At 65.3% G+C, this 12,689-nt stretch carries 15 protein-coding genes; 6 read left to right on the top strand and 9 right to left on the bottom strand.

What is annotated here, in order from left to right; translation table 11 throughout:
* Nucleotides 1–22: 22 nt before the first annotated feature.
* Nucleotides 23–1,129: a C2 family cysteine protease gene (locus tag AC1RNP_RS02510; RefSeq protein WP_493049648.1), complete on the bottom strand. Its 1,107-nt coding sequence runs from the start codon at nucleotides 1,127–1,129 to the stop codon at nucleotides 23–25.
* Nucleotides 1,130–1,257: 128 nt separating this feature from the next.
* Here AC1RNP_RS02510 and AC1RNP_RS02505 point away from each other — a divergent pair, with 128 nt between their 5' ends.
* A complete protein-coding gene (locus AC1RNP_RS02505) occupies nucleotides 1,258–1,887 on the top strand; it encodes a hypothetical protein (RefSeq protein ID WP_493049647.1) in 630 nt (209 codons plus the stop codon).
* A 7-nt stretch (nucleotides 1,888–1,894) separates the two neighbouring features.
* Nucleotides 1,895–2,194 carry a hypothetical protein gene (locus AC1RNP_RS02500; RefSeq protein WP_493049646.1) on the top strand — a complete coding sequence of 100 codons (300 nt, stop codon included), beginning with the start codon at nucleotides 1,895–1,897 and terminating at the stop codon, nucleotides 2,192–2,194.
* A gap of 18 nt (nucleotides 2,195–2,212) precedes the next feature.
* Here AC1RNP_RS02500 and bioC read toward each other — a convergent pair whose 3' ends face one another.
* The 6 genes from bioC to bioB all read right to left on the bottom strand — a co-directional run bounded on the left by bioC (nucleotide 2,213) and on the right by bioB (nucleotide 7,198).
* Complete coding sequence (gene bioC / locus AC1RNP_RS02495; protein ID WP_493049645.1) at nucleotides 2,213–3,100, bottom strand: malonyl-ACP O-methyltransferase BioC; 888 nt, start codon at nucleotides 3,098–3,100, stop codon at nucleotides 2,213–2,215.
* Entirely contained in the window at nucleotides 3,097–3,939 is an 843-nt protein-coding gene (gene bioH, locus AC1RNP_RS02490; RefSeq protein WP_493049644.1) for a pimeloyl-ACP methyl ester esterase BioH, read from the bottom strand. Before bioH ends, bioC begins: the two co-directional genes overlap by 4 nt.
* Nucleotides 3,936–4,316 carry a DUF7079 family protein gene (locus AC1RNP_RS02485; RefSeq protein ID WP_493049643.1) on the bottom strand — a complete coding sequence of 127 codons (381 nt, stop codon included), beginning with the start codon at nucleotides 4,314–4,316 and terminating at the stop codon, nucleotides 3,936–3,938. The genes bioH and AC1RNP_RS02485 overlap by 4 nt, the downstream gene beginning before the upstream one ends.
* A 7-nt stretch (nucleotides 4,317–4,323) precedes the next feature.
* The gene (locus tag AC1RNP_RS02480) at nucleotides 4,324–4,728 is read right to left on the bottom strand and encodes an ACT domain-containing protein (protein WP_493049642.1); all 405 of its coding nucleotides are present in this window, start codon (nucleotides 4,726–4,728) and stop codon (nucleotides 4,324–4,326) included.
* Nucleotides 4,712–5,989 (bottom strand): 8-amino-7-oxononanoate synthase, encoded by a 1,278-nt coding sequence (bioF, locus tag AC1RNP_RS02475; RefSeq protein WP_493049641.1) that lies wholly within the window; start codon nucleotides 5,987–5,989, stop codon nucleotides 4,712–4,714. The genes AC1RNP_RS02480 and bioF overlap by 17 nt, the downstream gene beginning before the upstream one ends.
* A gap of 99 nt (nucleotides 5,990–6,088) precedes the next feature.
* Entirely contained in the window at nucleotides 6,089–7,198 is a 1,110-nt protein-coding gene (gene bioB, locus AC1RNP_RS02470; protein ID WP_493049640.1) for a biotin synthase BioB, read from the bottom strand.
* A gap of 193 nt (nucleotides 7,199–7,391) precedes the next feature.
* Here bioB and AC1RNP_RS02465 point away from each other — a divergent pair, with 193 nt between their 5' ends.
* From AC1RNP_RS02465 to AC1RNP_RS02450, 4 genes are all read left to right on the top strand, one after another.
* Nucleotides 7,392–7,793 carry an MbcA/ParS/Xre antitoxin family protein gene (locus AC1RNP_RS02465; protein ID WP_493049638.1) on the top strand — a complete coding sequence of 134 codons (402 nt, stop codon included), beginning with the start codon at nucleotides 7,392–7,394 and terminating at the stop codon, nucleotides 7,791–7,793.
* Nucleotides 7,794–8,477, top strand: a complete 684-nt coding sequence (locus AC1RNP_RS02460; RefSeq protein WP_493049637.1) for an RES family NAD+ phosphorylase — start codon at nucleotides 7,794–7,796, stop codon at nucleotides 8,475–8,477.
* Nucleotides 8,478–8,595: 118 nt separating this feature from the next.
* The gene (locus AC1RNP_RS02455) at nucleotides 8,596–9,348 is read left to right on the top strand and encodes a double zinc ribbon domain-containing protein (protein ID WP_493049636.1); all 753 of its coding nucleotides are present in this window, start codon (nucleotides 8,596–8,598) and stop codon (nucleotides 9,346–9,348) included.
* 119 nt (nucleotides 9,349–9,467) lie between these two features.
* On the top strand, nucleotides 9,468–10,874 hold the full coding sequence (locus AC1RNP_RS02450) for a peptidoglycan DD-metalloendopeptidase family protein (protein WP_493049635.1): 1,407 nt from the start codon (nucleotides 9,468–9,470) through the stop codon (nucleotides 10,872–10,874).
* Between the two features lie 52 nt (nucleotides 10,875–10,926).
* On the opposite strand, the gene AC1RNP_RS02445 is transcribed toward AC1RNP_RS02450, so the two are convergent.
* Together AC1RNP_RS02445 and AC1RNP_RS02440 are read right to left on the bottom strand one after the other, a co-directional pair.
* On the bottom strand, nucleotides 10,927–11,130 hold the full coding sequence (locus AC1RNP_RS02445) for a hypothetical protein (protein ID WP_493049634.1): 204 nt from the start codon (nucleotides 11,128–11,130) through the stop codon (nucleotides 10,927–10,929).
* Between the two features lie 88 nt (nucleotides 11,131–11,218).
* Nucleotides 11,219–12,646: a short-chain fatty acid transporter gene (locus AC1RNP_RS02440; protein ID WP_493049633.1), complete on the bottom strand. Its 1,428-nt coding sequence runs from the start codon at nucleotides 12,644–12,646 to the stop codon at nucleotides 11,219–11,221.
* Nucleotides 12,647–12,689: the final 43 nt, after the last annotated feature.

Below are 12,689 nucleotides of genomic sequence, written 5' to 3'. Positions count from 1 at the left end.
GGGAAGGAGGCGATGCGCAGCTTCAGCCATGCCTCATCGGACTGCGTGTCGCGTTCTGCGTCGCTTCGTCCGGCTGTACGGTAAGCGCGGCTTGCTGCTCGCGGTTCTGCTGTTCCTGGAACTGCTCGCGGCCGCTGGCAGCGAACTGCTGGCCCGCGGGCGAGGACGCCAGGTTCTGCATGGACTGCTTCAGCCCCGCCGGATCGCTCAGGCTCGCCAGCATCGTGTCGACCTGCGGGTCGCCGGTCTTCACGTCCGCCTGCGCGAGCGTGGGTTTCTGCGAGGGCGCCGGACCGATGTCGAAACGGCCCAGGCCGCCGCCATCCATGATGTCCTTCAGCTTGACGGTGAAGCTGGCATTGGGCGTGTCGTGGCCTTCGCCGATACCCATGTTGGTGCCCCAGGGGTTGCGCACCTGCACCTGCACGTCGCCGTTCTTGTCCTTGTAGACCTTCTCGACCATGTAGGCGTGGTTGTCGGCGAGACCGTCCTGCGGCGCATCCTTGCCGATCAGGCCGAAGAAGCTGGCCGTGTTTTCCGGCGTCGTGGACAGCATGACCGGGCGATGATCCGCCAGCGCGCCACCGAGCTTCTTGAGAGCGTCTTCGGTGCCCATGTCCTTCACGTCGGAGGCCATCACCGTCTCGCCCTTCACGCCGGTGAGCGTGAACAAGGCATCGCGCGGCCAGCCGCCATGACGGATCGCCTCGAAGCCTTCTTCCAGGCCGTTCTTCGCATTGGAGTCGTGCATCTTGGCAAAGGCGGTTTCCATGACAGCTGGCCAAACCGGGCCGTTGCTGCCTGGATTGTTGTCGACGGTGCTGCCGCCCTGGCGCTTGATGTTGTATTCGAGCTCGGCCTGCGTCACTTCAATGCTGACCGGCTTGGTCACCTTGTCTCCCAGCCCCAGGAAGCCAGTGCTCTCTTCCTTGTACAGGGTGACGGTGAAAGTGCCCTTGTCGGCGTTGTATTTGATCGCGTTTTCGAGCCGCCCCGGCTGCTGTTCGGCCAGCGAACCGAGCGGGGAAACGAAGTAGCAGTCACCGAGCTTATCCTGCTCGATGTCCACCGAGCGCGGGTGTCCACTCGCGCCATAGAGGGTTTTATCGGTAAAACGGGGCTCTGCCATCGTTACTCTCCTTAGTCTTTGGATGGTGGCGGCGGAATCTACTCCCGTTAACCGCGGGAAACAACCGATTTTCTCGGACTTTGGGATGAATACCGGATAATCTCGGCCACCGGACCGAGGGACTGGCGATGGATCAGGAATTTTCGACACTTGTAGAAACTGCCAAGCGGCTGGCCCTGCTGGCCGAAACCCTGGAGCGGCGCTCGGAAGCCACCGTCCAGGAGCACAAGCAGGCGGTGACGGCGCTGGAAGAGGCGATTTACCAGATTCGCCACGATGTTGACCAAGTGGTCAGCAATGCCGGCACCCGGGTCTCCCAGCTGGTGCAGGAAGGCATGGATTCGGCCATGACCGAGGGCACGGCCAAATACGACCAGGCCATCACCGCCGCCTCGTCCAAGCTCGGCAACGCGAGCAAGGCCATGGCCCAGAGCCAGGAAACCGCGGCCGCGCACGTGCGGCGGCTGATCTGGCTGGCGTATGCCGCCGTCGGCGGCGTGCTGGCGTTGCTGTTGCTCGGCGGCGGCCTGCTGACCTGGTTCCAGTGGCAGCAGTATCACGAAGCGCGCGAACGCGCCGCGGCGGTGCGCATGCAGGCGGAAGTGCTCGAGGCTTATTCGCGCGTGGGCATCACGTCCTGCGGCGGGCGTCCTTGCGTGAAACTGGATACGCAATCGCCGCATTGGGGCCGCGATGGCGAATATGTCCTGCTCGATACCAACACCGGCGATAAAAAAACCTCTCCCGAAAAAAAATAATACGGCAATGAATCGGGACAATGCCATTCCATATTTGGCTTTAGGATTTCTGATTGCTGCAGGTGGCTATTTGTGGCTCATTTCCGGTCAGCCTCGCATGACTGATGGCGTCCTTGCCGGCAGTGAAATGAACTTATGGGAAAAGGTTTTTGTCCTTGTTCTCCCTCTGCTCGTGTTTGCAACCATGTTTGTGGCGATGCGGCGCGCCTACTTTGCAGGCAGCTGGTTTTGGTTTTTGAGTTGCCTATTTGTATGGCCGATGGCGTTCACCTACACGCTACTGGTCAATCGCACCAACGAGCACTAACAGCCCGTCCAAACCACATCAGCGCCGCCGCACCGGAATACCGGATGCCGGCACCGACACCACGTCGTATCCGCCTTCGCGAATCGGCGCCCCCGGTTGTGGCGCCCAGGCCTGGGCGTAAATCACTTCCCAGGTCGCTGGCAGGCGGCCGTCATCGGTGCGCATCTCGTCGTAGGCGGCACTCGCCTTAGCGAAGCGCGATTTCCCGGTGAGCGTATGCCGGCGCGTGGCCAGCGCGTTGGTGGCGCCGATCGCGCGCAGCTCGCGCATCAGCGCGGGCAGATCGTCGTAGCCGCTGACGAAGTCGTCGCGATCGAGCACCGGATTGCGGAAGCCGGCGTGCATGAGCGCATCACCGAACTCCGCGATCGAGGCGAACGGACTGACATGCGGCACGGCGTCGGCCTGCGCGAAAGCCTCGCGCAGCTCGTACAGCGTGTCCGGGCCGAAGGTGGAGCACAGCAGCAGCCCGTCGGGCTTGAGCACGCGCCGGAAGCCTGCGAATACGGCGCCGAGATCGTCGACCCATTGCAGGCACAGATTGCAGAACAGCACGTCGACGCTGCCGTCCGCAAGCGGCAGCACGCGCACATCGGCGTTGATGCGATCGATGGGTTTCTGCAAGGGATTCCAACTGGTGCGCGGTTTCGCCTGCTGCAACATCGGCAGCGCGAGATCGATCGCGATCACGCGCGCACGCGGCCAGCGCTTGCGCATGTGCGCGGCCGCGCGCGCGGGGCCGCAGCCGAGATCGACGACGACCTCCGGGACGCGATCGTCGAGATAATCGAGCGATTCCAGCAACCGGCTCTCGACCTCGTGCTGCAACTGGGCGGCCGCGTCATAACTGGTCGAGGCGCGCGAAAAGGCGCGGCGGACGTGGCGGTGGTCGAAGACGTCGTTCATGGCTTTGCCCCCTCCCCACCTTCCCCTGCAATCGCAGGGCGAGGAGCGAAAAGCGATGCGCGCAGAAATTCTTCGATCAATGCCGCGACTTCATCGGCTTGAGTGAGGAACGGCGCATGTCCGCCATGCTCGATCTGCGTGAAGCGCGCGTGCGGCGCGAGTACGGCCGCCTCGCGCATCGCGCGCGGATCGACGAGACGATCGCGGCGACCGGCGATCCACAGGCTAGGTTGCGTCAGTCTCGGCAGTTCCGCGCGCAGATCGGCGGTTTCTAGCAGTTCGAGCCCATCGGCCAGGATGTGCGCCGCGGGCTCGCCGCGCGTGAACAGTTCCGCACGCAGCGCGCGCAGTTCACCCTTGGCGTCGGTGGAACCAAATGCCTCAAGCGCGATGAAGCGATCGAGCGTGCCGCGATAATCCTCGCGCAGACCGGTGGCGAAATCGCGGAAGATCTCCGGTGACATGCCGTAGCGCCAATTATCGCCAGATGTTTCTTCCGCACGCACAAAACGCGGACTTGCACACAACATCGCCAGCGCCGGCACCGAAGCCGCGCGCGTGGCCGCGGCATGCAGCGCCATCAGGCCGCCCAGCGACCAGCCGCACCAGGGCGCCACAGGCACCTGCTTGATGATCGCGGCGACGCAATCCTCCGGCGTCAATGGCACCGCACTGTCACGGCTGTTCCCATGCCCCGGCAGATCGACGATGTGCAGTGTGTAGTGTGCGCGCAGGCGCGCGACCAGCGGCGCAAACACGCCGCCGTGCATCGCCCATCCATGCAGCAGCACCAGCGGCGGGCCTTCGCCCGTGATTTCGATGTAAAGGGGCGCGCTCATGCCGATGTCCGCGCGGTGATCACCAGCGGCTCCAGCTTGTTCCACTGTTCCCGGACAAAACCGCGCATCGCCGGATACACATGCAACCATCGCAGCCACACCGGCCGCGACAGACGCCGCTCGATCCTCGCGGACAGCACGCCCTCATCGAAGCCGGCCCACTCGCCGGCGACCGAAAGCAAGTTGAAACACACCACCGGATGCACCTCGTTCTGCAGAATGTCCCGCAGCGTTTCCAGGGAATAGGGCGAACGCGCCAATGCGTCGGCGATGCTCGGATAATGCGCCTCGTTGTCGAGATACAACTCGGAGAACGCGAGCCAGGCCTTGCGCCGGACGGCGAGTTCGTTCTGATCGAATGACGAGCGCGACTGCATGGAAGAATCAGACCGCGTCGTGCTGCTGTAATTCCGCCAGGGCCGCCAAAGCTTCGTCGCGGCGTTCGGAGGGCACCAGCAGATGATCGTGATGAAAACCGGCGAGCACGTTGCACGCAATGCCGCGTGCGGCCAGCGCCGCCGACACCGCCGCGGTCAAACCGACGGCGTGCAGCGCGGAATGCACGCCGAGCGTGAGCCAGGCGGCGCGAAAATCGTAGGGCAGCCCGTGCGCGTCGGCATCGGCGCGCGACAGCACGTAGGCGACGCCCTCGTCTTCCCGCACGCTCGCCTGTGCCCGCGATGCCAGCGCCGCATCCGCGTCGGCGCGCGTGACGAAGACGTACTCGCCTTCACGCACGCGCACCTGCAAGCCGGCCAGCAGACGGGCGAGATCAGTTTCTGGCGACATCGTGTTCCGGGTGCCCTGCCATCCCGAGGCGCGTTGGCTCGGACGCGTCGCCGCTGATGTCGACACCGCGAACCGTATCGTTCGCGCGCGCCAGCGCCTCGACCAAACCTTCGATATCGGCAGTGGTATGCAGCGCGGACAAGGCGACGCGCAGGCGCGCGCGGCCTTCCGGCACCGTGGGCGGACGAATCGCGGCCACCCAATATCCCTGCGTTTCCAATGCCTGCGCCATCGCGACGGCGCGGGTGTCGCTGCCGCACAGCAGTGGCTGGATCGGCGTGTCGGAAGGCAGCAGTTCAAGGCCATGCCTGACGGCGAGACGGCGGAAGTGCGCGATGCCCGTTTGCAGTTTGTCGCGGCGCCAGTGTTCGGTGCGTGCGAGTTTCACCGCCGCCAGCGACGCCGCCGCCTGTGCCGGCGGCAGGGATGTGGTGTAGATGTAGGGGCGGGCGGTTTCGGCCAGATGTTCGATCACGTCCTGCGCGCCGAGCACCACCGCGCCGTAGCCGCCGAGCGCCTTGCCGAGCGTGGCCAGTTGCAGCACACCATCTTGGCCCTTGGACAGTTTCGCGTCGGCGACGCTGCCGCGTCCGTCCGGACCGAGCACACCGATGCCATGCGCGTCGTCGACGTAGAGCAAGGCGCGCTGCGTGCGCGCCACCAGCGACAGTTCGCGCAGCGGCGCGACATCGCCATCCATGCTGAAGACACCATCGGAGACCAGCATCGCCGCACCTTCCGGCACCGTGCGCAGTTGTCGCAACGCGCCTTCGGCATCCAGATGCGGATAGCGGCGCATCCGGCAACCCGACAGGCGCGCGGCATCGATCAGGCTGGCGTGGTTGAGGCGATCCTGCACGCAGACATCGTCCTCGCCGAGCAGCGCCTGCAGCACGCCGAGATTGGCGGTGTAGCCGCTCCCGAACAGCAGCGCGCGCGGTGCGCCGATCCAGTCGGCCAGTTCGCGTTCCAGCGCCTCATGCAGCGCGTGATGGCCGCAGACCAGGTGCGAGGCGGTGCCGCCGGCGCCGTGGCGCGAAGCGGCTTCCTGCAACGCGTTCACCACCGCGAAGTGTTGCGAGAGCCCGAGATAATCGTTGCTGCAGAAATTCACCAGCCAGCGCGACTTGCCATCGCGATCGAGCACTTCGCAGCGCACGCCGTCACGGCGCGCCACCGTGCGGCGGACGCGTTGACGGCCGGCGTCGATGCGCTGCGCGCGCGCCTGGGCAATGCGGGTGTGCAGGTCTGGCCGCGGCATGATCGGATCGGCTGGCTGAGCGGGAAGGTCAGTGTGTCATTCCGACCGTGACAGGGAGTTGTTCACGGTCGTAATTCGGAAGGCACGCCACCCAGTCGGTCACGCCGCGCAGGGGCGTGCCTTGGATTCAAGGGTGCTGGGTTCCAGGATCTCGAGTTCCAGGATCTCCGCATGCACCGTGCCGGCATGGTCATGGCCATCCGCGTCCACGGTCACCTGCATCGGCCGCAGGCCGAGGCGCGCGAACAGGGCGAGATCGCGCTCGGTGTCGGGATTGCCGGTGGTCAGCAGCTTCTCGCCGTAGAAGATCGAGTTGGCACCGGAGGCGAAGCACAGCGCCTGCAGTTCGTCGCTCATGCTTTCACGACCGGCCGACAGCCGCACCATCGACTTCGGCATCAGGATGCGGGCGATCGCGATCGTGCGCACGAACTCGAACGGATCCAGTTCCACCGTCCCGTGCAGCGGCGTGCCTTCCACCTGCACGAGGCGATTGATCGGCACCGAATCCGGATGCGCTGGCAGCGTCGCCAGCGTCTGCAGCAACCCGGCGCGCTGGCGGCGCGACTCGCCCATGCCGACGATGCCGCCGCAGCAGGTCTTCATGCCGGCGTCGCGCACGTGCGAGAGGGTGTCGAGACGATCCTGCATCTCGCGGGTGTGGATGATCGAACCGTAGTACTCGGGATCGGTGTCGATGTTGTGGTTGTAGTAGTCCAGGCCAGCGGCCTTCAACGCGCCCGCCTGTTCCTGGCTCAGCATGCCGAGCGTGGCACAGGTCTCCAGGCCCAGCGCCTTCACCTCGCGGATCATCGCGGCGACCTTGGGGATGTCGCGATCCTTCGGCGAACGCCAGGCCGCGCCCATGCAGAAGCGCGAGGCGCCGGCCGCCTTGGCCTGGCGCGCCTTCTCCAGCACGGTTTCCGTGCTCATCAGCTTCTGCGCCTCGACACCGGTGTGGTAGCGCTGCGCCTGCGGGCAGTAGGCGCAGTCTTCCGGGCAGCCGCCGGTCTTCACCGAGAGCAGCGTGCTGACCTGCACCTCGGCCGGGTCGAAATGCTGGCGGTGCACCGTCGCCGCGCGGTGCAGCAGTTCGGTGAAGGGCAGCTCGAACAGGGCCTCGACTTCGCTGCGGGTCCAGTCGTGGCGCAGCGCGCCCGCATGGTCAGGTTTGTGGTCGTGGCTGCTGGCGGCGTCGATGGCTGGCATGGGTGGGCGAGGCGATGGAACGAAGCCGGCAGTCTGGGAAGCGGGGATAGGGGCTGTCAACCTGAATGCCCCTGTCTAAGTTGACATCGCCGCGGCCAAGCCCCGCCTTCCGAGGGGATAGGCCACTTGCAAAAAGTCCCTATTGGGACTATAAATGCAACAGAGTGCTCATTTGGCACTTCTGGAGGATCGCATGAATGCGAACGCTGTCCACCTCTCCCTGCCGGCCCGCCGTGACCTGGCCGGCCCGGCCCTCAAGGCGTTCTTCAACATCGCCGATCGCTGGCGGCTGAGCGCCGAGCAGGAACGGCGATTGCTCGGCACTCCCGGCCGATCGACGTTCTTCCGCTGGAAGCGCGACCGTGCCGGCTCGGTGCCCGCCGACGTGCTCGAGCGGATCAGCTACCTGCTGGGCATCTACAAGGCCCTCCACATTCTCTTCCCGAATGACGATCAGGCCGATGCCTGGGTGCGTCGCGCCAACGCTGCGCCGCTGTTCGGCGGCACGACCGCGCTGGATCGCATGCTCGGCGGCCGCGTGTCGGACTTGTATGTGGTGCGCGAATACCTCGACGCGGAGCGAGGCTGGAACTGAATGCCGATCCCCCTCTCCGCCGTCGCCTGGCGGCCGAGCCATCGCATCGTGTCCAGTCGTTTTCCGGCGGTGGGTGTCTTCGACACCATCGCCGATCCCGAAGACATGGAGGCGCTCTACGAACTGGAGAGCATGACCAACCCCCGTCTTCGCGAGGCGTGGGGAGAAATCAGCCTGGTGCCGGCGAATCGTCGCATCGTCGGGCCCGGCACCACGCCGATCATGGCGGCGTTCACGCATCCGCATCGCGACGGATCGCGCTTCACCGACGGCACCTACGGTGTGTATTACGCGGCGCAGGAGCGGGATACCGCCATCGGCGAGACTGTCCACCATCGCAAGCGCTTCCTGGCCTACACGCAGGAACCCGCCTGCGTTCTGGAGATGCGTTGCTATCTGGCCGACATCGCGGGTGATTTTCACGATATTCGTGGCGGCTGGCAGGAACTCCACGACCCCGACAGCTACGTGGCCAGCCAGCGCACCGCCGTCGAGCTGCGCATCGGCGGCAGCAATGGGTTGGTGTACAACAGTGTCCGGAAAGCGGGAGGCCAATGCGTCGCGGTCTTTTATCCGGACCTGATCGCGCCGGCGCGACAAGGGCCGCATCTGCTCTACCACTGGAACGGCGAAACGATTACGCATGTGACAGTCGGGACCGAAGTGGTGAGGCCCACCGCCTGACGCGGGCGGTTTTTTCACTCGACTTTTTTCACTCGATGTCCGAGTGCGGAGTTCTCCGACACGCGGCCATCGAGTGCTCCGACAGACACCGTGATGCCGTGCCGGCACTCTGGGGACCATGTCCTTCGCCAACATATTGCACAGGCATTTCCGACTGGAAGGTGGCTTCATCGGCACTTTGCACCGCCTGTGGCCCGCGCATTGCCTGGTGTGCCGCGAACCCGCGCGCGCCGGCCGCGATCTATGCGCGGCCTGTACGGAGGCCCTGCCCTGGAACCGGCAGGCTTGTCCGCACTGCGCGATTCCCTTGCCATCGTCCACCGACATCTCCGCTCCCGCCTCGATCTGCGGCGATTGCCTGCGACACCCGCCGCCGCTGCATGCCGCGCGCGCCGCATGCCGCTATGACTTTCCACTCGATCGCCTGCTGCCGCGCTTCAAGTTCCACGGCGATCTCGCCGCCGGCCGCCTGCTCGCGCAACTCATGCACGAAGCGTTCGCGCAGGCCGAACGGCCGGATGCGCTGATCGCCATCCCGCTGCATCGCACACGCCTGCGCCAACGCGGTTACGACCAGTCGCTGGAACTGGCGAAGCCGCTGGCCCGCGCACTGCGATTGCCGCTGTTGCCTGGCCTTCTCGCCCGCCACCGCGACACCGCGCCGCAATCGCGACTCGACGCGGCGCAACGCCGACGCAATCTGCGCCACGCCTTCACCGTCACCGCGAAATCCGAACCGCCGGCGCACGTCACCCTGATCGATGACGTCATGACCACCGGCGCCACGCTGCACGCCGCGGCGCACGCCCTGCACCGCGCCGGCGTCGCGCGCGTGGACGCCTGGGTCTGTGCGCGCGTGCCGGCTCCCTGATCGGAACCGATGTCAGGTTTCCTGCGTTTCCTTCGATCTTCTTGATGCCCGCCTGCGCACGGAAGTGATCCGCATGCGCGCAAGCGATTCCGGATCCCAACAAGTCAGGAGAGACTTTCATGTTCGCGTACAAATCTTCTTCCGCCCACGCCTGCGCGGGCATCTGCGCACTGGCGCTGTCCGGCCAGGCCGCGGCGCTCGATCGCTCACAGGGCGTGTACCGCATTCCCTACACCAACGGCACCGAGGTCGAAGTCAGCAACGACCACATCGATCACAACCCGCCCGGCCGCATCGACATGCATGGCGAGAGCGGTGGTCCGTACAAGATCGTGGCCGCCGCCGACGGCGTCGTCCGTTTCGTCGTCGACGGTTTCGACAAACGCCTGGACTGCGATGACCTCGCGGCCAGCGAGAAGAAGAACAACTACGTCTGGATCGAACATCCCAACGGCGAGTGGACCAAGTACACGCACATGCGCAAGGGTTCCTCCAGCAATAAGGCCAAGCTGTTCGCGGGCAAGTCGGTCAAGGCCGGCGACTATCTCGGCGACGAGGGCGAAGTCGGATGCGCCAGCGGCGAGCATCTGCATTTCGAGGTCGGCGTGCCCAAGAACAGCACCGCGATCACCACGGTCGGCGGCTATCTCACCGACAACGCGGGGAGCAAGCGCAATCGCATTCCGCGCATCTGCGGCATCGCGGGCGGCATCTTCGTCAGCGACGAAAGCTACACCGCGCGCAAGGTGCCCGGCCGCATCGAACCCGGTTCCGGCGAAGTGGCGCGCCATGGCGTGCCGGCGCGCGACTACCAGTGCCTGTTCGATCAGGCCATCAATGGCGGCTACATGCCCGACTGGATCGACGGCTTCGACGTCGACGGCAAGATCTACTACAACGTGGTCTTCCGCCCGAACACGGGCGTTGCCTGGCAGGCGTTCCATGGCGTCACCGCGACGCAATACCAGCAGCGCTTCGACGAATACACCGACAAGGGCTATCGCCCGTACCTGGTCGAAAGTTATCGCGGCGACGATGGCGTGCGCTATGCCGCGATCTTTCGCAAGGAATCCGGGCCTTCGTATTCGGCGTATCACGGGCTGACGGCCACCGAGCATCAGAACCGCATGGATACGCTCAGCGAAAGCGGTTTCCGGCCGCGCAACGTCTCGGTCGTTTCCGTCGATGGCCAGCGCCGCTACACCGCACTGTACGAAAAGAAGGACATCGGCAGCTGGCAATCGAAATCGCAAATGACTACGAGCCAATACCAGCAGCTGTTCGACACTAATGCGCAGGCCGGCCGCCAGGTGGTCTATCTCAACGCCTATCGCCACGACGGCCAGGCGTACTACTCGGCGATCTGGAGCTCGAAGGCGAGCGGCGCATGGAGAGCGCGTCACGGCCTCACCAGCGCGCAGTATCAGACCGAATGGGAAAGCGCGACCGGCGCGGGCCTGTCGACGCGCAACGTCACCGCCTACGGACAAGGCGACAGCGCGCGCTACGCCGGAATCTGGCGCTGAACCCAAAAATCCCGCAGCCGGAATGTGCCGGCTGCGGGACTTCGCCTTTACATCAGGTCGCTGGCTGCGCCGCCTCGCGCTTGCGTCCCACGAACCACAGCGCACCACCGACCACGATCAGGCCGACACGGATCGCGATGCCGACCGTCGGCCCCCAACTGTCGATCCAGCTCAACAGCTTGAATTCCATGCTCATCAGATTCAGCAAGAACGAGCCGACTCCGAGAATGAACAACAGACCGCCGAAAGATTTCATGCGTATCTCCCCTAAAAAAGAAAAATAGTTGTAAGCCGGTTCCCCTCCGGCCCGGGGAGTCTAGCAAGCCATCGCAGTGCAGCAGGGCCTAGGGCATGACCGGCGGCTGGTAGGTCAGCGTCAGCCCCAGCAGCCATAGCAATCCCAGCACCAGCGGGATGTGCACCAGCAACTGCAGGAAGGTGAAGCCGACGATGTCGCGCGCCTTCAACCCCAGCACGCCCAGCAACGGCAGCATCCAGAACGGATTGATCAGGTTCGGCAGCGCCTCGGCTGCGTTGTAGATCTGTACCGCCCAGCCCAGATGCACCTTCAACTCGTTGGCCGCCTGCATCACATAGGGCGCCTCAATGATCCACTTGCCGCCGCCCGACGGCACGAAGAAACCCAGCACCGCCGAGTACGTCCCCATCACGATGGCGAACGTGTCGGTGGAAGCGACATGCACGAACAGGCTGGACAACCGGTGCGCCAACGTTTGTCCGTCGCTGCCCGCCGCCTTGGTCAGCATCAGCGCGATGCCGCCGTAGAGCGGGAACTGGATCAGCACACCTGTGGTGCTCGGCACCGCCTTCGCCACCGCGTCGAGGAAGCTGCGCGGCCGCCAGTGCAGCAGCAACCCGAGCGAGAGGAACAGGAAGTTGTAGGTATTGAGACTGGCGATGGCCACCACCGCCGGCTTGGACGCGAATTCCGAGAACAGCCAGCCGAAGGCGAGCAGCGACAGCAGCACGGTCAGCAGCGGGCTGTATTCCAGCCACTCGCCCGGCCGGCTGCGCGGCGGCAAGATGTGGGCGCGATCCTCGCCGACGTCGACGAACTCCGCCGCCTTGCGCGCCGCGCCACCCGAGGGCGCGGTGAGGAAGGCGATCAGCAGCGACACCGCGATCAGGACCGCTGTCAACGCGATCGACTGCCACAGCAAGATCGTCTGCGAGAACGGCAGCACGCCGGTGATCTCGACCAACCCCGGCGGCATGCTCGCCGGATTGGCCTGCAACTGCGCCGCCGAAGACGACAATCCCATCGCCCAGACCGCGCCGAGGCCGAGATACGCGGCGGCGCCCGCGGCGCGATAGTCCATGTCCAATTCTTCGCGGCGCGCCAGCGCCCTCACCAGCAGACCGCCGAACACCAGCGAGAAGCCCCAGCTCAACAACGAGGTCAACATGCTCACCAAGCCGACGTAGCACACCGCGCCGCGTCCCGTGCGCGGCGCGCGCGCGAGGAAGTCGATGAAGCGCGCCATCACCGGCGCGGTCGCCACCACGTAGCCGCCGATCACCACGAACGCCATCTGCATGGTGAAGGGGATCAGGCTCCAGAACCCTTCGCCGAACGTCGCCGCCGTCGTCTTCGGCCCGGCACCGGCCGCCATCGCGCACACAGCCACGACCACCACGCCGAGCACGGCGAAGACATAGGCATCGGGAAACCAGCGTTCGGCGAATGCGGCGCAGCGCAACGCGGCACGCACGGGCCAGGACTGAGGGGCGGAACGCACGGCGTCGTTCATGGACCGATCTCCGGCATGAAAGTCGGCATTGTGGCGGCGTTGC

It is taken from the genome of Luteimonas sp. GW821-FHT14E02, assembly GCF_058803905.1.
This window is presented reverse-complemented; position numbering and strand designations above follow the sequence as displayed.